Origin of the sequence: Burkholderia sp. Ac-20365 (genome assembly GCF_017104715.1) — a bacterium.
Classification (GTDB): domain Bacteria; phylum Pseudomonadota; class Gammaproteobacteria; order Burkholderiales; family Burkholderiaceae; genus Paraburkholderia.
This window is the reverse complement of the sequence record NZ_JAAGPI010000005.1, coordinates 206,379-229,496: the sequence shown is the minus strand read 5'-3', so window position 1 is coordinate 229,496 and position 23,118 is coordinate 206,379. Positions and strand designations below refer to the sequence as shown.

17 protein-coding genes are annotated in these 23,118 nt (G+C 60.0%); 11 read left to right on the top strand and 6 right to left on the bottom strand.

The features are described from left to right. Positions 1-1,323 carry an ATP-binding protein gene (locus tag G3O01_RS12195; protein ID WP_205804902.1) on the bottom strand — a complete coding sequence of 441 codons (1,323 nt, stop codon included), beginning with the start codon at positions 1,321-1,323 and terminating at the stop codon, positions 1-3. A gap of 324 nt (positions 1,324-1,647) precedes the next feature. On the opposite strand from G3O01_RS12195, the gene G3O01_RS12190 reads away from it, so the two are divergent. Further along, positions 1,648-2,601, top strand: a complete 954-nt coding sequence (locus tag G3O01_RS12190) for a LysR family transcriptional regulator (RefSeq protein ID WP_205804901.1) — start codon at positions 1,648-1,650, stop codon at positions 2,599-2,601. Here the strand turns inward: G3O01_RS12190 and G3O01_RS12185 are convergent, their stop codons facing one another. The 3 genes from G3O01_RS12185 to G3O01_RS12175 form a co-directional block, all read right to left on the bottom strand. After that, positions 2,602-2,883, bottom strand: coding sequence for a hypothetical protein (locus G3O01_RS12185; protein ID WP_205804900.1), 282 nt, complete (start codon positions 2,881-2,883; stop codon positions 2,602-2,604). 75 nt (positions 2,884-2,958) lie between these two features. Then, complete coding sequence (locus G3O01_RS12180) at positions 2,959-3,315, bottom strand: BON domain-containing protein (RefSeq protein ID WP_205804899.1); 357 nt, start codon at positions 3,313-3,315, stop codon at positions 2,959-2,961. A gap of 148 nt (positions 3,316-3,463) precedes the next feature. After that, entirely contained in the window at positions 3,464-3,772 is a 309-nt protein-coding gene (locus G3O01_RS12175; RefSeq protein ID WP_205804898.1) for a DUF4148 domain-containing protein, read from the bottom strand. 338 nt (positions 3,773-4,110) lie between these two features. Here G3O01_RS12175 and G3O01_RS12170 point away from each other — a divergent pair, with 338 nt between their 5' ends. The 10 genes from G3O01_RS12170 (at position 4,111) to G3O01_RS12125 (ending at position 21,593) form a co-directional block, all read left to right on the top strand. Next, positions 4,111-6,261 (top strand): FUSC family protein, encoded by a 2,151-nt coding sequence (locus G3O01_RS12170; RefSeq protein ID WP_205804897.1) that lies wholly within the window; start codon positions 4,111-4,113, stop codon positions 6,259-6,261. Then, a complete protein-coding gene (locus G3O01_RS12165; protein ID WP_205804896.1) occupies positions 6,258-7,760 on the top strand; it encodes an efflux transporter outer membrane subunit in 1,503 nt (500 codons plus the stop codon). The genes G3O01_RS12170 and G3O01_RS12165 overlap by 4 nt, the downstream gene beginning before the upstream one ends. After that, positions 7,744-7,947 (top strand): DUF1656 domain-containing protein, encoded by a 204-nt coding sequence (locus G3O01_RS12160; RefSeq protein ID WP_205804895.1) that lies wholly within the window; start codon positions 7,744-7,746, stop codon positions 7,945-7,947. Before G3O01_RS12165 ends, G3O01_RS12160 begins: the two co-directional genes overlap by 17 nt. Before the next feature lie 46 nt (positions 7,948-7,993). Next, positions 7,994-8,947 carry an HlyD family secretion protein gene (locus G3O01_RS12155; protein ID WP_205804894.1) on the top strand — a complete coding sequence of 318 codons (954 nt, stop codon included), beginning with the start codon at positions 7,994-7,996 and terminating at the stop codon, positions 8,945-8,947. A 131-nt stretch (positions 8,948-9,078) separates the two neighbouring features. Beyond that, on the top strand, positions 9,079-10,512 hold the full coding sequence (locus tag G3O01_RS12150; RefSeq protein ID WP_205804892.1) for an aldehyde dehydrogenase family protein: 1,434 nt from the start codon (positions 9,079-9,081) through the stop codon (positions 10,510-10,512). Positions 10,513-10,597: 85 nt separating this feature from the next. Continuing rightward, positions 10,598-11,053, top strand: coding sequence for a (2Fe-2S)-binding protein (locus G3O01_RS12145; RefSeq protein WP_205804890.1), 456 nt, complete (start codon positions 10,598-10,600; stop codon positions 11,051-11,053). A 1-nt stretch (position 11,054) separates the two neighbouring features. Next, positions 11,055-13,292, top strand: coding sequence for a xanthine dehydrogenase family protein molybdopterin-binding subunit (locus G3O01_RS12140; RefSeq protein ID WP_205804889.1), 2,238 nt, complete (start codon positions 11,055-11,057; stop codon positions 13,290-13,292). 13 nt (positions 13,293-13,305) lie between these two features. Beyond that, positions 13,306-14,583, top strand: coding sequence for a cytochrome c (locus tag G3O01_RS12135; RefSeq protein ID WP_205804887.1), 1,278 nt, complete (start codon positions 13,306-13,308; stop codon positions 14,581-14,583). A gap of 405 nt (positions 14,584-14,988) precedes the next feature. Next, positions 14,989-15,771: an enoyl-CoA hydratase/isomerase family protein gene (locus G3O01_RS12130; RefSeq protein WP_205804885.1), complete on the top strand. Its 783-nt coding sequence runs from the start codon at positions 14,989-14,991 to the stop codon at positions 15,769-15,771. A gap of 275 nt (positions 15,772-16,046) precedes the next feature. Further along, on the top strand, positions 16,047-21,593 hold the full coding sequence (locus tag G3O01_RS12125; protein ID WP_241023878.1) for an ATP-binding sensor histidine kinase: 5,547 nt from the start codon (positions 16,047-16,049) through the stop codon (positions 21,591-21,593). A gap of 19 nt (positions 21,594-21,612) precedes the next feature. Here G3O01_RS12125 and G3O01_RS12120 read toward each other — a convergent pair whose 3' ends face one another. Together G3O01_RS12120 and G3O01_RS12115 are read right to left on the bottom strand one after the other, a co-directional pair. Then, complete coding sequence (locus G3O01_RS12120; RefSeq protein WP_241023876.1) at positions 21,613-22,719, bottom strand: NADH:flavin oxidoreductase/NADH oxidase; 1,107 nt, start codon at positions 22,717-22,719, stop codon at positions 21,613-21,615. Positions 22,720-22,800: 81 nt separating this feature from the next. Next, positions 22,801-23,022, bottom strand: coding sequence for a hypothetical protein (locus G3O01_RS12115; protein ID WP_205804881.1), 222 nt, complete (start codon positions 23,020-23,022; stop codon positions 22,801-22,803). Between the last annotated feature and the right edge of the window lie 96 nt (positions 23,023-23,118).

Genomic DNA, 23,118 nt, shown 5'->3' with positions numbered 1-23,118 from the left:
CTAACACTCAGGCTGTGAGTGGAACACGGGGCCGCTATTGCAGTCGTCGCGAGCGCGATCCAGCATGAACGAAAACCGCGTTCCGTGCGGCTCGGCGTTGTCGTGCCACAGTTCGCCGCCATGTGCTTCGATGATTCTCTTGCACACGGATAGCCCGATTCCCATACCGTGCGTTTTCGTCGTGACGAAAGGGAGAAACAATTCCTCTCTGTGTACCTGCGAAATGCCGGGCCCCGAGTTGGCGACAGAGATGACGATCCCTTGTCCGCGCCCCGCTTCTGATGAAATCGTGATGATCCGCGGGCGATCGGTGACGTGTGATATTGCATCGAGCGCATTGGCAAGCAGGTGCTGCACGACTTGCTGAATCTGCATGCGATTACCCAGCACCGGGCCCATGAAATCCATGCCGGTGAACGTGACCTGTGCGCGATGATCGTCGATGCGTTTGCGCGAGAGCAGGACGACTTCGCGAATCGCGGCATGGACATCGAATCTGAAGAACGATCGATCAGGCTGTCTGATCAGCGCGCGAAGTCCGTCGATCGACTTTTTCGCTCTTGCCGTGCAGCTTCGAACCTTGTCGAGGCTGATCTTTACCTCATCGAGACTGGGCACGTCGCGCTGAAGCCAACGAAGCCCGGCACCCGTCGACGCGTCGATGGCGCTGAGCGGCTGACTCAGTTCGTGGATGATCGATGCGAGAAGTTCGCCCGTGTTCGTCGCGCAGGATGCTTCGAGCAGTTCGTCGCGCGCATGACGCAATTGATTCTCGGTGATGCCCCAAAGTTGCTTCTCATCGTCCAGCGACGACTGCCCGATTGCATGCGCGAGAGAAGTACCGATCTGCGACGCCATGAGTTCGATCAGCGTGCGCTTCTCGGGCGAAAAAGCGGAACTCGGCCGGTTGCTTTGCAGGTAGAGCACGGCAATGAGATTGCGCTCGGCATATAGCGGAATGCCAAATCCGGTATGCGGCAGGCAATCCCGAGCACTACTGCCGGCCAGTTCATGGCAGTGGGCTTTCACATCGACCATCAATGGTGCACCCGTACGCAGCACTGATCGTCCGATAAAAAGGCTGAGTGGTTCCGGTTTGATCGATGAGCCAAACTCGACAGCGATATCGCGTTCTTGTGTCGCTCGTGCACGTACGCGTAGTTCGCTCTCTTCATGGAACATCAACTGACACACCGTTGCACCCGTGCTGACGAGCAGCATACGCATGATGGTTTCCATCACGCGTTTCAGTGCGACTTCACCGGACTGGACAACCGGAACCGTAGCCTGCGCTTCTGTGCCTGCTTCACGGTCACTCGACATGTCGCCGCCCTCCCGATCCAGAAAAATCAGCAACTTTGCATGCACTGCCCGCGTACTGCTTCTGCCTGATCGACGGCGCTATTGCAAATCATTTGCAGAGTATAGATCGCCTGAATAGACCGGTGTTTCTAGTGTGTTCGTAAGCCCACGTTATAAAGACGACAGAAAGTCGAGACATTACTGGTCGAGTCGCGGATAAAGGCGCCGCGAATCTGCGCATATCCGTGCGCAATGGAAAATTCACGTTTCATATCGGGTCGATTTTCATCAACAAGGATGGCAATCTCCTTGATATGAATTGTCTCTCTGCTGCCAGAGGTGCATATGGACAAGCTTCGGAACATGCGAGTGTTTGCACGCGTAGTCGAGATGGGTAGCTTCACGAATGTGGCCAGACAGTTGAACAGCACCACGGGTAATGTATCGAGAGCCGTCACCGAACTCGAACAGGATCTCTCTACGCGACTCATCCAGCGAACGACAAGGCGTCTTGCAGTGACGGAATCCGGTCAACGCTACTACGCCAGATGCAAGAAGATACTCGAGGAAATCGATTACGCCGACGCAGAAGCGCGTGAGGCGATCAGCGAACCGCGCGGCGTGTTAAGAGTGCACTCGATTCCCGGTCTGGGTCAAAAACACGTGACGACTGCGATCATTGCGTATCGCAAGGAGCATCCATCCGTTTGCGTGGAACTGACGCTCAGTCAGGACATGCCCGATCTGGTTAGCGATGCAATCGACGTGTCGATTTTCTCTGCGACCACGCTGCCCGACTCTGCCAACGTCGCGCAAATCATTGGCTTGAGCCGTTCGATCCTCGTCGCGTCAGCGGACTACATCGCCAGAAGCGGCGCACCCGAAACGCTCGATGATCTCGCCCGGCACACCTGCGTGCGCATCAATACGCCTCCCTATGCATCGGACGACTGGATACTGTGCAGCACGTCCGAAGAGTTCGTCTTTACACCGTCGGATTCGTACTTCTCTGTCAACGACCATGAAGCCATGTCGGTCGCCTTGCGCGCGGGCGCCGGCATTGGCCTGTTGTCGATGTACTCGGTCATGGACGATCTGCGCGTTGGGAATCTCGTGCGTGTGCTGCCTGAACTTTCCACGCATCCACGTTTCGTCTACGCGATATACCCGTCACGACAATATCTCGAGGCGAAGATCAGGACATTTGTCGAGTTCATCAAACAGAACGTAGGGCATAGTCTCGCCGAGGAAGAAGAAGCAATCGGCGCGACGTCTAACGATAACAGCAAGAACGAATAATCAGTGATGCCGGTAAGTCCAGGCATGACTCGATGGTGGTGCGCTTTCGCCCATCTCTGAGGTCGACGCGGCAACGCCGCCCACGTCGTCTGCGTATGCATTTCTCTCGTTCATACGCTCGGTGGCGAGTGTCTGCGAGTTCTGGCCGCGCTGCGAGGACGGTGCGCCGACATAAGGCCGATAGAATGGCGCCGGCCCATATCCGCTCGCGAACGCGGAAGGCGCCACAGAGGTTGCCGTCGTTACGGCGATGACGAGTCCTGCGAACAATGCTCGTTTCATGATCGACTCCGGAAATGCAATCTGGGACCATGAGACAACGGTCCCACTCACGACAATCCCATCAAGCGTGACGGCTCAATTGCCAGGTTCGGAAACGCGTACGTTGTTAGTCACGCCCGTCACGCCTGCAACCTTGCTGGCCGCCGATGCCGCAACCGGTATTTGCGAAGCGTCCGGTACCTCGCCGAGCAATGTGATCTCACCGCCGCGAGCCAGAATAACGACACCGGAAGAATCGAGGTGCTTCGTCGCAGTCAGTGCATGCCGGACCTTGATCTCCAACTGGTGATTCTGCTTTCGGATGACCTTTTTGGTGGGCGGAGCGGTGGTCGCACTGGCTGCCGCAGGGTCGGTCTGTGCATAGGCGGGTGCTACGCCTGCGACAGCCGCCGCGACGATCGAAACGGTGATCAGGTTTCTGCCTAAAGACATAGCGATTCTCCCTCGTGTCGGGTTGAAAGCCGGCAACCGGCACAGCGTGTAGGTGACGCCGCTGTATCGTCCGTTGAATCATTGTCCCGGTCACGCTATAGCGACGTCTTTTCTGAACACACGTTATTTGCTCGTGGGCATTGGCAGCTTACGGTTCGCCGTCGGGCGTGACGGCGGTGGATGGGACGGTGCTGGTTGCGGACTGAACATCAGGGAGTGGTTGATTGCGTTCGTTCTCTTCGCGCTTCTTTTCAGCAAGGCGGGCTTCCGCTGCTTCGATGTCGTAGGGATACCGCAGACTCGACGCTTCCGAGGGGCGATATCCAACACTCTCCAGATCCGAGAGATGCTGAAGTACCTGCGCACGGGTAAGTGGGCCGCTCGCGCCTTGCGAAAATGCCGATACGGGCAAGATCAGGGCGATACAAAACAGGAAGATAGATCGTAGCGGACTCAACTTTTTCCCTCCGCAACTCATGCTGAAGATTCCCACTGAATGAAGGCGGTTCGTGACCAGAAGATTAGGGGATCTTCAAATGAAGATTAATGAGGCATACACGAGAAGAGAGTTGCCAATGGAGAGCAAGTGACCCGCAATCAACGTCTATGTGAACCGACCATAGCATTCACATCAAACGCATATCGGATCATGGTTTGCTGTGGAAATTTCCCGTGCGGACGCGAAAGAATGAGCAAATCTGCGGCGTTAATATGAACCGCGCACGACGTCGGGCGGTACGGTCGGAATAGACGGCGGCATCCCACAAAAATTCGATGCGACAAGGTCGAACGGACATGATTGCGACTCTCCGTGGTCTTTTGAAAGAGGCCGTTGTCTATCGAAATGACGATTTCCCGCGCTTTTTGCACGCGTTCAAAGCCGCATTGGCGATCATCCTGAGCATGTTGATCTGCATGCGGCTGGAACTGCGAGCGCCCGGAACGTCGATGGTGTCAGCCGTGATCGTGATGCTGCAGCAGCGAAGCGGAATGGTGATTGCGCGCGGCTTCTATCGAATGCTGGGGATTGCGTGCGGAAGCCTTGCCGGATTGACGCTGATCAGTCTCTTCGCCCAGCAACCGCCGTTGTTCATTGCCGGTCTGTCGATATGGGTGGGGCTGTTCGTCGCGGGGTCGTCATACTACAAGAATTACCAGTCGTATGGATTCGTGCTGTCGGGTTACGCCGCATGCATTACGACCGTCCCCGAATGGTCGGTTCCATATGACGTCGTTACGAACCTGATTCACATTGTCAGTGAAGTCATGATAGGCGTAGCGACGGGCAGTCTGGTGAGCGCGCTCGTGTTTCCCCAGAAAGTCGTTCCTGCACTGATCGCGTGGCGGCAAACCGCATTGGCCAAACTGTTGCCCGCGCTACGTTCCGCTGCTTTGGGGAACAGCAGGGACGATCCCATCGAAAGCTACATGAAGCTCATACACGAGAGTGTGGCGATAGAAGACTTGCGTACCGCCGCCGTATTCGAAGATCCGGAAATGCGTTTGCGCAACGACGCATTGACAACGCTCGATCGCTCGTTCCTCGATGCAGTAACACGCCTATACGCGTTGGACCGCGCGAGGCAACTGACGCAGCATCTCGACGCCGGGTTGCAGAATGAGATCAACGATATGTTCGCTCTGCTGGTGAAAGTCGCAACTGTCGAGGATACGGATGCCGGGCAGACCGAGAAAAGGTTGACGGAACTGCAGGCCCGGCTAACGTCGATAAAAGAATCCTTGCCCGATCTCGTGGCGCTTCAGCTCGGCAAGGTGAGCCCCGAAAGTGCCGACTTCCGCGTGATAGAAATGGTTGGCGCCGAGGTCTATACGGCAACGAGTTCGCTACGCGATTTCTGCGGCGCGTGCAGCATCGTACTGAGTCCGCCGAAGATCCAGCTGTCCTTGCCGATTGTTCAGGCCATCAAGTTCATGCGCAATGCGCCTATCCGCTCGAATGGTTTGTCGGCGTTGCTTTCGGGATTACGCGCGACTATCGCAACGGGTGTCGTCGGTGCCGCATGGATCGCTTCGGGGTGGACCAACGGCTACATTGCGGTCGTATCCGCAGGTATTACGAGTGGATTCTTTTCACTGAGCCCAACCCCTGTCGCCGCGAGCTGGCAAGCCTTCGCGGGCTGTGCGATCGCGTGCGTGGTGGGCTTCGTCGTCAACTTCATGCTGATGCCCGCCTTTGGCGATGTTTCACTTCTGGCGTTGTGTTTCGGCATTCTGCTCTTCTTCAGCAGCTACGCCGCCACGTTCCCACGCTTCGCGAGTATGGGCGCAGGATTCAGTATTTACCTGTGCTACCTCCTGACGCCTATGAATGTGGCTGTCTATGATCCGCCATATCTTCTCGATCGCGCTTTTGGCCTGCTGATCGGAATCGGTGTGGCCGCGATTGCGTTTTCACTCGTCGCGCCCAAAGAGGGTGAATGGCTGGCGAAGCAGTACACCCGACGTATCGGCGACGTTCTATCGCATGCCTCGACGGATGTGATCGACGTCGAGACATCGGCGCAATTGGGTATGTCGATGCGCGATCTCATTGTGCGTATCGTCACTGTGCCGGGCGTGTCTCAAGCGTATCGCGAGAAGATCACGAAATGGGCGTTCGGTCAGCTCTGGATTGCCAACGCGTTAATTCACGTCAGGGCATTGGCTGATTCCGAAGCGAATGCGCTACCACCCTCATGGCAAGCCGCGCAACGCGAGTGGCTACACGCAATGGAATGCGTGGCGGAGAAAGCCGACGTCGGTGCCCTGAAGACAGCGCTTTCTCAAACCGAGCATGTGCTAGACATGCTGAGAAAGCATGCGGATCAACCGGCACCCGAAAGTCGCCGTGCGATATTCGAAATGCGCGCGGGACTGTATTCGACGCGAGCCGCGTTGATAGATCAGCTGCAGGCCGCGTCAGGCATCCCGGCCGTCGCGTCATGAAAGCGCGCCTTCAAAACATGCCCGAGGTACTCAGGCTCTCACTCGTCCTGGGACTGACGCTGCCGGTTCTTCTCAGTTGCATTAGCGGCGCCGGCATCAAGCCTGAAGCGTCCTTCATCGACCCTGCATCGATCGACGCAGGAAACGCGCTGCGCGAGACGCAAAGCGACGCAAACTGGCCCACGAGCGAATGGTGGCGCGCATGGCACGATCCACAACTCGACAAACTGATGACGCGGGCCGCCGCAGGAAGCCCGACACTGGCGATCGTCAGGTCGCGCGTGACGGCGGCGATATGGCAGGCGCGTGCGTTGCATGCCGACGAACTACCGGATGTCGAAGGCGACGCCGCGCTGGCGCGTACCCGTTTTCCGCGCTACGCCACGCCGTCGCCGCCTGGCGGAACGACGGTCTGGGACAACTCGGCGGCGGTGACGCTTTCCTATGATCTGGATCTGTGGGGAAAAAATCGCGCTATCGAGAAAGGCGCGCTCGACGCGGTGCAGGCATCGGCGGCGGACGCGCAATTCGCGAAAGTCGAGCTACAGGTGGCGGTGGCCCGCACGTACACCCAACTCGCGCTTCAACACACGCTGCTCGATATCTACCAGTCGATCAACGATGAAGAGCGACGCAACCTCGACATCGCCACGAAGCGCCGTCAGGCTGGCATCGTTGGTGAAATCGACGAAAGCCAGGCAAGGACTCAGTATCAGGCTGGCATTACCGACATTCTTCGCGCCAAAAACGATATCGCTATCGCGAGGCTTCAGATTGCGTATCTCGTGGGCGAGGGGCCGGGCTTTGGCGATGCGTTGACGCGTCCGGCCTTGCCGTCCGATGTTGGCATCGCGCTGCCCACTTCACTGCCGGCGGAAATCATCGGGCACCGCGCTGACGTTGTCGCGCAGCGCTGGCGCGCTGCGGAAGCCGCGAAGAAAGTGGAGGCCGCGCACGCGGACTTCTATCCCAACATCAATCTCGTCGCGAGCGCATCGCTGGCTTCCGTGGCGCCGTTCGGCGGCTTCTTCAATTTCATCAACAGCGACGCGGTGGGACATAGCGTCGGATTGGCGGGCTCGCTGCCGATCTTCGACGCGGGGCGCCGTCGCGGCCGCTTCGGTGTTGCCACAGCCGAATACGACGATGCCGTACTGAAGTACAACGACACGGTGCTGTCCGCGATGCAGAACGTCGCGCAACAGGTGACCTTGCTGAGGTCGCTCAAGGAGCAGGAGAGCTCTGCCGATGTCGCGCTGAAGTCGTCGATGCGTTCGTACGATCTTGCGAACCGTGGCTATCGCGGAGGCATCACGGAGTATCTGGATGTACTTGTTGCCCAGAAAGTCATGCTTCAACAACAGCGGGATCTCGCGCTGATCCGTGCCCAGCGGGTCGATGCATGGGTGCTGCTGATGAAGGCGCTGGGCGGCGGTGCGGATGTCGGCGCCACGCCAGCGAATATCGACCGAGGTCAAGACGATGCCCGTCGAAATTGAATTGTTCGGATTCTTTGCGCCCGTCCTGTTGCTCGCGCTCGTCGCATGCGTGATCGTATTCATCGCATTGGACCTGCTGCTCGCGAGGTTGGGTGTTTATCGGCTTGCATGGCACCCCGGTCTCTTCAGAGTCGCGCTGTTTGCCGTGCTGTTCTGCGGTGTCGCGCTACTCGTCCAGAGAACATGACGGCGAGTCGCGCAAGGGAAGATGTCTACAGCCAACGGGGCGGAAGATGAACAAGCAGTATCTCATTCGAATCGCCATGACGCTGGTCACCGTGATGATCGCCCTGTGGCTCATGCACGCGATATGGGTGCGCTATATGTACTCGCCGTGGACACGCGATGGTCGCGTGCGCGCCAACGTCATCAATCTTTCCACCGATGTTTCAGGACTCGTCAAGGAAGTTCGCGTCAAGGATAACCAGTGGGTGCGCAAGGGCGACGTGCTCTACGTGCTCGATCCCGACCGGTTCAGGTATGCCGTCGATCAGGCCGATGCCGACGTAGCGCGAGCGCAGGCCCAGTTGCAGCAGGCCGAGTCGCAGATGAACGCGAGCCTGTATGAATCGAAAATGCGCAAAGACCAGGCATCGCGCCGGGAAAAGCTCTCGGGCGACGTCGTATCGGAAGAAATCAGGTCGGACTACGCGCTGCAGTCGCGCCAGTCGCAATCGTCGCTGGAGGCTGCGCGGGCCGCTTATACCGCAGCGCAGGCGGCACTCAAGGCTGCGCTGGCCCGCAAGGAAACGGCGCACCTCGATCTGGTGCGAAGCGAAGTCCGCGCGCCGACCGATGGCTATATCGTCAATCTCAACCTGTACCCGGGCGACTATTCGAGCGCAGGCGTAGCGCGCATGGCGATGATCGATTCGAACTCGTTCTGGGTCTACGGCTATTTCGAAGAGACGAAGATCCAGGGTGTGCACGTTGGCGACCGCGCCGTCGTGCGCCTGCTCGGCGGCAACGTCGATATTGGCGGACACGTGGACAGCATCGCGAGCGGGATCGTGGATCGCGACAATCCGACGGGTACAGGCGAGTTGCTCGCCAACGTCGATCCGATTTTCACCTGGGTGCGCCTCGCGCAACGCGTACCGGTGCGCATTCATCTGGACGGCGTGCCAAAGGGCATTCATCTCGCGATGGGCATGACCTGCACCATCACGCTCGGCGCCGGAAGATAAAGACGTCGCAGCGACATGCTTGTTGAGTCGATCCGTGGATACTGAATATCCGCACGCTTTTCTGGAAAGACACGTATACACGCGCTGATTAATCTCGATGCGTGATCATGTCGACAGAAGGAGAGTGCGTCATGTTGCAGAAGAGCTACCCGTACTACCTCGCGAACGAAGCCGTCGCGGCAAACACCGATCTCGAAGTCACCGACAAGTTCAGCGGCGAAGTGGCCACCCGTGTTGCACTGGCAGACGCGAAGGCGATCGACAAGGCGATCGGGTTCGCGGTCGACGCGATGCCTGAGATGCGTGCCTTCCCGCCCTTCAAACGTCAGGCCGTACTCGAACATTGCGTTGCGCGCTTTCGCGAGCGTTTCGACGAACTGGCGATGGCGCTGTGCATCGAAGCGGGCAAGCCGATCAAGGACGCTCGCGGCGAAGTCTCGCGGCTGATAGACACATTCAAGGTCGCGGCGGAAGAGTCGGTGCGCATTGGCGGTGAGATCCTGAATCTCGAGATCTCGCAGCGCGCGAAGGGTTATCACGCTTACGTGAAGCGCGTGCCGATCGGTCCGTGCTCGTTCATCTCGCCGTTCAATTTCCCGCTGAACCTCGCGGCGCACAAGGTCGCACCGGCGCTCGCAGCGGGCGTGCCGTTCGTGCTCAAGCCCGCAAGCCGCACGCCGATCGGCGCGTTGATTATCGGCGACGTGCTGGCGGAAACCGATCTCCCGAAGGGCGGGTTCTCGATACTTCCTGCGCATCGTGATGGCGCGGATCTCTTCACTACCGACGACCGCTTCAAGCTCATGTCATTCACGGGCTCGCCCGTTGTCGGGTGGGATCTGAAGGCGCGAGCGGGCAAGAAGAAAGTGGTGCTCGAACTGGGCGGCAACGCGGCTGTCATCGTCGATGGCGATCAGGGCGACAAGCTCGACTATGTGGTCGACCGGCTCGCGTTTGGCGCGTTCTATCAGTCGGGGCAAAGTTGTATTGGCGTGCAGCGGATACTCGTGCACGCATCGGTCTACGACGTGCTGCGCGAGAAACTGATCGCGAAGACGAAGTCGCTGAAGATGGGCGACCCGAAGAACGAAGACACCTTCGTTGGGCCGATGATCTCGCTGTCGGAATCGCGGCGGCTCGCGGGCTGGATGGAAAGCGCGGTTGGGGCGGGCGCGAAGATCATCGCGGGCGGCAAGGTCGACGGCGCGATGTTCGAGGCGACGCTGCTGGAAAACGTCGGGCACGACACCGATCTGTACCGCAAGGAAGCGTTCGGGCCAATTGCGATCCTCGAAAAATTCGATGACTTCGAGCGCGCTATCAAGACGGTCAACGACAGCGATTTCGGCTTGCAGGCCGGCATCTTCACAGACTCGCTCGCGCATGCGCATCTCGCCTGGGACGAACTGGACGTGGGCGGCGTGGTGATCAACGACGTGTCGTCGTTCCGCGTCGACAACATGCCTTATGGCGGCGTCAAGGACTCGGGTATTGGACGGGAAGGCGTGCGCTACGCCATCGAGGACATGACGGAGTTGCGCCTGATGGTGATGCGCCAGCTGTGACGAGCGACACGCGCCCGGACCAATGGGGCGGGCGCGTTGCAACGGGGCGGTGGAAAAATCAGCTGACATGCATCGGAGCAAGCAGATGACCAAACTCAATGTCAACGGGCAGTCGCATGATGTCGATGCGCCGCCCGACATGCCCGTTCTCTGGGTGCTACGCGACATCATCGGCCTCACGGGAACCAAATTCGGTTGCGGCATCGCGCAGTGCGGCGCGTGCACGGTGCATCTCGACGGCGTCGCGGTGCGTTCGTGCGTGTTGCCCGTCGCGGCGGTCGGCGACAGAAAGATCACGACGATCGAAGCCATCGGCGATACACCCGTCGGCAAAAGGGTGCAGGTTGCATGGCGCGAACTCGATGTGGTCCAGTGCGGCTACTGTCAGTCCGGACAGGTGATGCAGGCAGCGTCGCTGCTCACCCAGATTCCCAATCCGGACGACGCCGACATCGACGCTGGCATGGCGGGCAATATCTGCCGCTGTGGCACCTATCAGCGCATCCGCGCGGCCGTGAAGCAGGCCGCGAAGGAGGCGTGACATGTCACAAGGACTGCTCGAAGCACAGAATGGCAAAGCGCCCGATTGCACCTCGGCACTCGTCACGCGCCGCGCTTTTCTGAAGTTCAGCGCAAGCGTCGCGGCGATGTCAGGCGGCGGACTGTTGCTGGCTTTCACGATGCCCGCGCGCGGGCAAGGAGACGCGCGCAAGACGGTCATCGGCGGCGACGGCGTCGAGACGCCACAAGACGGCGTGTTCGCACCGAATGCGTTCGTGCAGATCGACAGGGCGGGCAAGGTCACGCTCATCGTCCCCAAGGTCGAAATGGGGCAAGGCGTGTACACGTCGATCCCGATGCTGATCGCGGAAGAACTCGAAGTGCCGCTCGACAACATCACGATCGATCACGCGCCACCCGACGAAAAGCGCTTCATGGACCCGCTGCTGGGTGGCCAGCTGACGGGCGGCTCGACATCGATCCGTTACGCGTGGGAGCCGATGCGGCGCGCGGGCGCGACCACGCGCGTGCTGCTCATCAATGCAGCCGCCCAGCAATGGCAGGTGGATCCGGCGTCGTGCCATGCGGAGAACGGCCAGGTGATCCACGCGGACACGAAGCGCAGCGTCGCGTACGGCGAACTGGTCGATGCAGCGGCGAAGTTGTCGGTGCCGCAAGACGTACCGCTGAAAAGCCCGAAAGACTTCAAGCTGATCGGTACGCAGGCAAAGCGTCTCGATTCGCCGGAGAAGGTGGACGGTAGCGCGATCTTCGGCCTCGATGTACGTTTGCCCGACATGGTCCATGCGGCGATCGTCAACTGCCCGGTGTTCGGCGGCACGCTCACGAGCGTCGACGATACGGCGGCGAAAAAAATCCCCGGCGTGCGCCAGATCGTGAAGATCGACAACGGCGTTGCGGTGATCGGCGATCACACGTGGGCCGCGAAACGCGGCGCGGCTGCGTTGAAGATCACATGGAACGAAGGCGCGGGCGCGACGGTGTCGACGAAAACGATCGTCGACGATCTGGAGAAAGCGTCGCAGGGCACGGGCGCCGTCGCGCGCAAGGACGGCGACGTGAGCGATGCCTTCACAAAAGCGAGTACACGTGTCGATGCGGTCTATCAGCAGCCGTTCCTTGCGCACGCAACGATGGAGCCGGTCAACTGCACCGTGCACGTGAAGCCGGATAGCTGCGATATCTGGGTCGGTACGCAGGTGCCGACACGCGCGCGCGATGCGGGCGCGAAGGTGACGGGACTGTCGCCGGACAAGATCGTCGTGCACAACTTTCTGCTGGGCGGCGGCTTCGGGCGCAGGCTCGAGTTCGATATGGTCACGCAGGCCGTGAAAGTGGCGAAGCAGTTGAACGTGCCTGTGAAAGTGATGTGGACGCGCGAGGAAGACATCCAGCACGACATGTATCGCCCGTACTACTACGACAAGATCTCGGCGGGGCTCGACGCGAATGGCAAGCCGGTGGCGTGGCAGCATCGCATCGTCGGATCGTCGATATTCGCGCGTTTCGCGCCTGGCGCGATGAAGAACGGCGTCGATCCTGACGCCGTCGAAGTCGCCGCTGATCTGCCCTACGACCTACCGAATCAGCTGATCGACTACGTGCGCCAGGAACCCCGCGCGATTCCGACGGCATTCTGGCGTGGCGTGGGACCGACGCGCGGCACGTTCGTGGTCGAGAGCTTTATCGACGAACTCGCGGCGCAGGCGAAGATCGATCCCGTCAAGTACCGGCGCGATCTGCTGGGCAAAACGCCGCGTGCCTTGAACGTGCTGAATGTCGCCACGCAGGCGGCCGGTTGGGGCGGAACGCTGCCCAAGGGGCAGGGGCGTGGCGTGTCTGTGATGCATGCATTCGGCAGCTTCTTTTCAATGGTCGCGGACGTGAGCGTCGATCAGGGCGAAGTGAAGGTGAATCGCGTGGTGTGCGCAGTCGACTGCGGCATGGTGGTGAATCCGAACACCGTCGAAGCGCAGATCCAGGGCGGCATTATCTTCGCGATCACGGCGGCGCTTTACAGCGAGATCACGATCGATCGCGGCCGCGTGCAGCAGAACAATTTCACCGACTATCGCATTCTGCGCATCCATGAATCGCCGGTGATCGACGTGCATATCGTCAAGAGTAGCGAGGCGCCGGGCGGTATCGGCGAACCGGGAACGGCGGCGGCGATGCCCGCCATCGCGAACGCGATTTACGCGGCGACGGGCAAGCGCTTGCGTCAATTGCCCGTGGGCAACCAGCTCGTGAACGTATAAGCGGAGGCCGACGATGAAAACCACGTTGAAGGCAGCCGCCTGTGTCGCTGCCGTCCAATCGATCATTGCTCTCTCCGCGCACGCGGCCGGCGCCGATGACGCGCTCGTCAAACGCGGCGAATATCTCGCGAAGGCGGGCGATTGCATCGCGTGTCATTCGGCGCCACATGGCAAGCCCTTTGCAGGCGGCCTGCAAATGTTGACGCCGATGGGCGCAATTTACTCGACCAACATCACGCCCGATCCGGACACGGGGATTGGACGCTATAGCGAGGAAGAATTCGGGGGCGCGTTGCGCGAGGGCGTCGCGAAGGACGGCCACAATCTTTATCCGGCGATGCCGTATCCGTCGTACGCGAAAGTCAGCAACGACGACGTGCACGCGCTGTACGTGTATTTCATGCACGGCGTCGGGCCCATCAGGCAGCCGAACCGCGAGCCGGATATCAAATGGCCGCTCAATATGCGCTGGCCGCTCAAGTTCTGGAACATGGTGTTCCTCGACAAGGGCGTGTATCAGGACAAGCCTGGCAAGGACGTGGCGTGGAATCGCGGCGCGTACCTGATACAGGGTCTCGGGCATTGCGGCTCATGTCATACGCCGCGCGGCATCGGGTTTCAGGAGAAAGCGCTCGATGAAAGCGGCGGCCTGTATCTGTCAGGCGCTCCCGTCGACAACTGGTTTGCGTCGAATCTGACGGGTGCGCATAACGCCGGTCTGGGGCGATGGTCTGAAGCCGATATCGCGCAGTTTCTGAAGACGGGTGCAAACCAGCATGCGTCGGCGTTCGGTTCGATGACGAGCGTCATCAATAACAGCATGCAGGCCATGTCGGACAGCGACCTTGCCGCAATCGCGCGCTATCTGAAGTCGCTGCCCGCGGTGAACGATTCGGGCGCCACCGCGTATGCCTATGATGCAAAGGCGACGAAGGTTTCGTTGAATCGTCCGGCGAACGATGCAGGCGGGCGCGTTTATACGGCGTTCTGCATGCATTGTCATGGCGTGGATGGGCGGGGCTTCGCGCCACTGCTCGCGCCGCTAGCGGGCAATCCGAACGTGCTGGAGACCCAATCGCTTTCGCTGATCAACGTGACCTTGAACGGCACGGAAGATATTGTGATCGGCGGTATTCCGGCGCCTTATCCGATGCCGAAATATGCGCCCGTTCTGAATGATCAGCAGATCGCGGACGTTCTGACGTTTATCCGCGCGGCCTGGAACAACGGTGCGCCGGCAGTCAGCGCGAGCGAGGTTGCCAAATTAAGGAAAGCAACGCACGCGCCCTGAACGATGACAAAAACCGCATGCCCCTTTTCGGGGCGTGCGATGCGATACCCTCATTACGAAATCTTGCCGTACGGGCTTTGCCTTGCGGCTTCCGCTGCATCGCTCGTACCGGCGACGCGAACAGTCGCGCTTCAGTGGTGCCTCAGTGCCGCACGAGCATTCCCACCTGAATGACCTTTACCACGTTTAACCACGCTTAAGCGGCGGCTAGCCAACGCCCATGCCAAAGTATAGCCACGGAGCATGGCGCATCTCTGGCGGACATATACACGGATTAACCGACCTGCGCCCTCCCGTCACGCAACGACCGGCCGTTCGAAAGACACATCGCGGTGCAAGTCACAGGATCGCGCCTTTCATCATACGTTTCGTTGATCTTTCGACAGACGTACAAAAGGACTATTCATGACCAGGCCTTCTCATCAGATGCCGAGAATCTCGCCGGCGCTAGACGGTTTTCGCATCGACATCAATCAGAACGAGTTGCGCGCAGACATCATCCTCGACCGCCCTCCATTCAATCTCGTGTCGAGCATGCAATGGGAACAGTTGCGCGCGGCGTTCGAAGTGCTGGACGACGACCCGCGAGTGCGGGTCATCGTCGTGCGCGCACAGGGCGAACATTTTTGCAGCGGAAACGTTATCGACGAGACGGCCAGTGCTTCGCCCGAGTACATTTCCCGATTCGCCTGGAATATGGAAGCGCCTTCTCGTTGCAGCAAGCCCGTGATTGCGGCGAATCGCGGATATTGCTTCGGCGCGGGCTTCGAGCTTTCGCTGGCATGCGACTTTCGCATCGCCACGGAAACGACGATGTACGCGCTGTCGGCGCAAAACGCAGGTCAGCTTCCCGGCGCCGACGCCTCGGCGCGGCTTCAGAAACTGGTAGGTGTGGGGCGCACGAAAGATATCGTCATGCGCGCGAGGCATATTCGCGGCGCGCAAGCCTACGAGTGGGGCATTGCGACGGAATTCGTCGTCGACAGCGATCTGGAAATGCTCACTGAGACTATGGTTCGCGAACTCGTGGCCGTCCCGCCGAATGCACAACGTAAAGCCAAGAGGCTTTTGAATGCTATCGAAGATATTGCGCTGTCAGGGCCGACGGAAGACGTCGGGCGTGGTCAGCCGCCGTACCTGAAAGACACGGCCGACACCAGACGGACTGCACTCATTGAGGGCAAATAAGACGAGGTCAAATACGGAAGGAGCGCAATGCCTGACCCAATCAAGCATCGGATTTAATTTGCGCGTAGAGTAGTGCAGAAGTCATTTTCTTTGTAATCGCATACGACGATTGCCGCCCGGATGATTCGTCGCACCCAGTGCGTCGTCACACTGATCAGCGAACGGGCGGCAGGCGCACTGTCTTTTGCGACCCTCGTCGGGCACGACCGCAGCCAAAATTTCAACGGCCACCGCACCAGACGCCACCGCGCGCGGCTGCTATCAGGGAGTGTTTGTTGAATCTTCTGACCCCTCCCTCCGATGCCGTCGCCGTCGAACTCCTCGCAGATTCCTGGGAAGACGGCGAATACGTAATCTGTCGAGGACGGCGTCGAACGGATGACGGCAGCTTCGAGGCCGTTCGCGTCGTGCGTCCGTCACGGGCCCATCCGGCCGCTGAGGTCATTGACCGGCTTGCGCACGAATTCGCGCTGGCGGACAAGCTCGATGCTTCATTTGCGTTGCGGCCGCTGCAACTGCTGCGGGATCAGGGGAAAACAGCACTGCTGCTCGAAGACTGGATCGGAGAGCCGCTCGAAAGACTCCCCACGCCATTCGATCCCGTCAGTTTCCTCCGCTTTGCGATCAACATCGCCTCCGCAGTCGGCAAGCTTCATGCGCGCGGACTCGTGCACCGTGACATCAATCCGACGCATATTCTGGTGGAGCGATCCAGCGGTGTGATTCGCCTCACGGGACTCGGCATTACCTCGGCGTTGCAGCAGGAGCGGCAATCGCCAGACCCGCCGGAGTTCATTGCCGGCACGCTCGCGTACATGGCGCCCGAACAGACCGGCCGCATGAACCGTTCAGTCGATTTGCGCAGCGACCTCTATTCACTCGGCGTTGTCTTTTACCGGATGCTCACGGGTCGTCTGCCGTTCGGCACGACCGATCCGATGGAACTGGTGCACTGTCACATTGCGCGGCAGGCGCCCGCGCCCGTGCTGCTGGCGCCGGCGCTTCCGCCCGTGATTTCGTCAATCGTGATGAAGCTGCTGGCGAAGACGGCGGAAGACCGCTATCAGACAGCAGGCGGCGTCGCGCACGACTTGCGCCGATGTCTGGCCGATTGGGACACGCATGGAAAGATCGCGGATTTCCAGCTTGGCGAATATGACACGTATGACCGGCTGCTGATACCCGAAAAGCTCTACGGACGCGAAGCCGAAGTCAATGCGCTGCTCGCGACGTTCAATCGCGTGGTCAAGGGTGAGCCTGTCGGGCTGGTACTCGTGACGGGCTATTCGGGCGTCGGAAAATCGGCGGTAGTGAACGAGTTGCACAAGGTGCTCGTGCCGCGCGGCGGCCTGTTTCTGGTCGGCAAGTTCGATCAGTACAAGCGCGACATTCCGTATGCGACGCTCGCAATGGCGTTTCAGGCCGGTGTGCGCGTGCTGCTGAGCAAGGGCGAAAGCGAGCTTGCGGTGTGGCGCGACGCGTTTCGCGAGGCTTTGGGTCCTAATGGACGTTTGATCGTGGACATGGTGCCGGATCTGGCGATCGTGATCGGCGAACAGCCACCCGTTTCAGTGTTGTCACCGCAGGACGCGCAGCGGCGGTTCCATTTGGTGTTTCGACGTTTCATCGCGGTCTTCGCGCGTAGCGAACACCCGCTGACGTTGTTTCTCGACGACCTGCAATGGCTCGATGCAGCAACGCTGGATTTTCTCGAAGATCTGCTCATTCAGGGTGATGTGCGCCATCTGTTGCTAGTCGGTGCTTACCGTAACAACGAGGTCTCGCCCGTTCATCCGCTCACCCGCACGCTCGAAAGCATCCGTGCATCGGACGTGCCCGTGCAGGAGATCGTGCTCCCGCCATTGGCATCCGAACATCTCGAGCAACTCGTCAAGGACGCGTTGCGCTGCTCGTCCACGAAAGCCGTGCCGCTGGCGCGCGTCATCTCCCAGAAAACAGGCGGCAATCCGTTTTTCGCGCTCCAGTTTCTGTCTTCTCTCGCCGATGAAGGGCTGCTGACGTTCGATCATGCGGCAGTGCGCTGGTCATGGGATATCAGCCGAATCCACGCGAAGGGCTACACGGACAATGTCGTCGAGCTGATGGTCGGCAAGCTGACGCGTCTACCCGTGAGAACGCAGGTCGCGCTGCAAAAGTTTGCCTGCGTCGGCAATGCGTCGAAGCTTTCTGTACTCGAGACGATCTGTGAGCTGCCGGGTGAAGCACTGGGTGATGCGCTGCTGCACGCCGTGCGCGCGGGACTCGTGCTACGCGCGGGCGACGGCTATCGTTTCCTGCACGACCGCGTCCAGGAAGCCGCCTATGCACTCATTTCCGAAGAAGCGCGCACGGAGAAGCATCTGCGCATCGCAAGACTCCTGTTGCTGCGTACGCCGCCCGAGCAACTGGAGGAGGACGTCTTCGACATAGTGAGTCAATTCAATCGCGCGATTCACCTCATCACGAATCGCGCGGAGCGCGAGCGCGTGGCGGCGCTCAATCTGATGGCCGCACGGCGAGCCAAGGCATCGACGGCGTATGCTTCCGCGCTAACGTTCCTCTCCGCCGGCCGCTCGCTGTTGATCGACGACGACTGGAACACGCATTACCAGCTCAGTTTTTGCATCGAGTATCTGCTTGCCGAATGTGAACTACTGACGGGGAAGATGCGCTCGGCAGAAATGCGACTCTCGGAACTCGATGAACGCGTCAGGACGAACCATCATGTCGCGCTGGTGACGCGCTTGCGGATCACGTTGTACACGACGCTCGATCAGAGCGAGCGCAGCGTAGAAATCTGTCTGGAGTATCTGCACCGCGCAGGGACCGACTGGTCGCCGCATCCCGATTTGCGCACCGCGCGCATCGAGTACGAGCGGATCATGTCCTTACTCGGCGGGCGGCAGATCGAGCAACTGATCGATTTGCCCTTGCTGAGCGATGAAGACGTCATGGATACGCTCGACGTCCTCACCGAAATCGTGACGCCGGCATTCTTCACGGACCAGAATCTGTGCGCGCTGGTCCTGTGCCGCATGGTCAATCTGAGTCTTGAATACGGCAATTCCGATGCGTCCTGTTACGCGTATGTATGGCTGTCGACGTATGCCGGGCCGTTCTTCGATCAATACGAAATGGGGTACCGTTTCGGGCGCCTTGGCTATGACCTCGTCGAGCACCGCGGTCTGACGCGTTTCAAGGCAAGAACCTCCACGTCGTTCGGCAATATCGCCGTGCCTTGGGCGAGACATGTGCGCGAAGGACGCGAGCCGATCCGGCGCGCGTTCGATATCGCGAGCGAAAGCGGCGATCTGACCTACACGCTCTACACCTGCTGCGACCTGATACAGAACCTCGTCTCCGTGGGCGACCCGCTTGGCGAAGTAGAAGCGGAGGTCGACAAGGCGCTGGCCATTTCAAGCCAGATCCGATTCGGCCTCGTCAACGACATGCTGGTGACGTATCGTGGCTTCGTGCGAACGCTGCGCGGATCGACCGCGCGCTTCGGCTGCTTCGACGACGAGCAGTTCGACGAAGCCGAATTCGAAGCGCATTTCTCCAGTTCGAGCACACTCGCATTGCCGGAGTTCGACTATTGGGCGCGCAAGTTACAGGCAAGATATCTGGCCGACGATTTCGCCGAAGCGTTGAATGCCAAGAAGAACGCAGAGCGCGTGTTGTGGGTTGCAACGTCCCAGTTCGAGACGGCAGAGTTTCATTTCTACGGCGCGCTGAGCCATGGCGCCTGCTGGCACGATGCCGATTCCGCAGCCCGGCACGGTCATATCGACGCAATGGCCCGGCACCGGAAGCAACTGGAAGTCTGGGCGCTGCATTGCCCCGAAAACTTCGAAAATCGCGCGGCGCTCGTGGGTGCGGAGATGGCGCGTATCGAAGGCAATATCGACGATGCCGAAAAGCTCTATGACCTCGCGATCCGTTCGGCCCGCGCAAACGGCTTCGTCCACAACGAGGCCATTGCGTGTCAGGCAGCATCGCGTTTCTACGCGGCGCGCGGTCTCGCGCAGATCGCCGACATGTACCTGCGCAACGCGCGCCATGCCTACGTGCAATGGGGCGCAAAAGGCAAGGTCAAACAGCTGGACGACCTGTACCCCGAACTCGCGCAGCACGACGACAGGCTTGCGGCAGCGAGCAGTATCGAAGCGCCTGTCGAACATCTGGACCTGACGACGGTACTCAAGCTCTCGCAGGCAGTGTCGAGTGAAATCGTGCTCGACAATCTGGTTCACACGGTGATGCGCACGGCCGTTGCGCATGCCGGCGCCGAGCGCGGTCTGCTGATCGTCGGCAGCGGTGCGCAGTTGCGCGTCGAGGCGATGGCCGAAACCGTGGGTGATGCGATCAAGGTCAGTCTCGACAGACGCCCGCTGCAATCGGACGCGTTGCCCATTTCGATCATTCACTATGCGCTGAGAACGAGTGAAAACGTCATCCTGAACGATGTGTCGCGACAGCACGAGTTTCTGTCCGATCGATATCTTCGCGAGCATCGCACGCTGTCGGTTGCGTGCATGCCGCTCGTGTATCAGGGCAAGCTGATTGCATTGCTGTATCTCGAGAACAGCATCACGTCGCACGTTTTCACCACGAGCCGCGTGGCGGCGCTCAAGCTGCTGGCATCGCAGGCGGCGATATCGCTCGAAAATTCGCGGCTGTATCGTGATCTCGCTGAGCGTGAAGCGCGCATTCGCAGTCTCGTGGATGCGAACATTATCGGTGTATTCATCTGGGACCTGCACAGCCCGATCTACGAGGCCAACGATGCGTTCCTTCGCATCATTGGCTATAGCAGAGATGACCTGACAGCGGGGCGAATCAGTTGCCTCGCCATCACGCCGCACGAGTGGCACGACCAGGATATGCTGGCCATCGCCGAGTTGCGCAAAACTGGCGCGCTCGCGCCCGTCGAAAAGGAATACATCCGGGCAGACGGCAGCCGCGTCGCCGTGCTGCTAGGTGCGGCAATGTTTGCGAGCGCGCCGGAACAGGTGGTGGCATTCGTCGTCGATCTCACGGAACGCAAGCGGGCAGAAGCGCTTGCACGCGAAAGCGAACGACGCTTTCATGAGATCGAGATCGAACTCGCGCACGCGAACCGGATATCGACGCTCGGCCAGCTGACGGCTTCCATCAGCCATGAAATACGGCAGCCGGTTGCGTCAGCGGTAATCAACGCGCAGGCAGCAGCGCATTGGCTGGATGCGCAACCGCCCAACCTCGTCGAAGTGCGCGCGGCGCTCACGCGCGTCGTGAACAACGGCACGCGGGCCAACGACGTCATCCGGCGCATCCGCGATCTGGTCAAGAAGACGCCCGCGCGTCCCGAACAGCTCGCCATCAACGATGCGATTCGCGAGGTGATCGGGCTTACGCGCGGAGAGGCGGCGAAACACCGCGTGTCGATCTATGCCGACCTCGAACGGGATCTGCCTGCCGTAGAAGGCGATCGCGTGCAGTTGCAGCAGGTCATCATGAACCTGACGATCAATGCCGTCGAAGCGATGAGCGAGTGCGACGACGGCGTACGCGAGTTGACGATTGCGACCAGTGCTCATGGCGAGAACCATGTACGTGTCACGGTGAGCGATACCGGACCGGGAATCCCCGGGCTCGAACGGGATGCCGAGCGACTCTTCGAGCCTTTCTACACCACCAAGGAGACGGGCATGGGTATGGGCCTGTCGATCTGCCGCACGATCGTCGAGGCCCATGGCGGTACGCTGCGCGTCTTCGCGAATACACCGCGCGGCGCGGTATTCCAGTTCGATCTGGCAACGCAGGCCGAGGAACTGGAATAACCGCACGCTTGCGTGAAATCTATTCGCTCTCGAACAGGTCTTTGAACCGTCGCGGCTGCGAACGAAGATAGGGGTTCGGCGCGCGGACCTTTGCGCCGAGTTCCGCTGCGGCGTGCCACGGCCAGCGCGGGTCATACAGGATGGTGCGTGCAATGGCGATCAGATCGGCATCGCCCGTTCCCACGATGGCTTCGGCCTGCTCGAATCCCGTGATCAATCCGACGGCGACCACGGGCATTTTCACGGCCTGTTTGACGGTGCGCGCGAGCGGCACCTGATAGTTCGGCCCGACGGGAATCTGCTGGGCCGGATGCAAGCCGCCACTGGTGATATGAATGGCATCACAGCCAAGCTTCTCGGCCGCCTGCGCAAACTCGACGGTCTGTTCGATATCCCAGCCGCCTTCGACCCAGTCCGTGCCTGAGATCCGGATCGTCACCGTCTTGTCGGCGGGGAACGCGTCGCGGACCGCGTTGAATACTTCAAGCGGATAACGGATGCGATTCTCCAGCGACCCGCCGTATTCATCGTCGCGATGATTGGACAAAGGCGAAATGAACTGATGCAGCAGATATCCGTGGCCCACGTGCAGCTGAATCGCATCGATGCCGACTCTGTGCGCGCGGCGTGCCGCGGCGACGAAGGCGTCGCGCACGCGCTTCAGGCCATCGCGATCGAGTGCATTGGGCGCAACATGATCTTCAGAGAATGCCACCGCCGAAGGCGCGTCCGTTTGCCAGCCCAGTTGCGAACCGGGCGCAAACTGCATGCTCTTTTTCCATGGGACTTCCGTCGACGCCTTGCGGCCCGCGTGACTCAACTGGATGGCGATGGGTATGTCGGAACAGTAGCGGACGGCGTCCAGTGTGCGGCGCATTGCGGCTTCCGTTGCGTCGTCGTAAAGGCCGACATCCGCGTAAGTAATGCGGCCTTCGGGTAGCACGCCCGTCGCCTCGATGGTCAGCATTGCTGCGCCGGATATCGCGAGATGGCCGAGATGCACCAGATGCCAGTCATTCATGCATCCGTCTGTCGCCGAGTATTGGCACATCGGTGCGATGACGATGCGGTTTGCCAGTTCGAGCTTTCCCAGTTTGATGGGCGTGAAGAGCGCAGGTTTCGCCAAGATAGCCTCCTTGAAATGCTCAACCATTCTCGATGTCGACGCACGGCACGGCGGCATCTGAAGACCGCGGACGCGATCGTGTCAGCTACCAAAGAAGATCGTGCAATAGCTGACGGGACCGACGCACGTATCGTTCGCGCTCGCCGCTTTGATGTCGCGCAGAAAGCGATGCGTGGCGCTTTGTTGCGCCTGATCGGACTGCGCATGGACCGCACTCGCGTCGGCCGGTTGCGGTTGCGATTGCGCGTAGGCGGCCATCGGCACGAGTGCGCACGTGAGACAGACAGCGTGGATGAGCTTCATATCGACCTCCGATGCTGGACAAGCAGCCCTGTTGCTATTCAGGCGATTGATCGCTGGAAGAAAAGGTGCCCGCGCGGTAACGCGGGGCACGAAGGG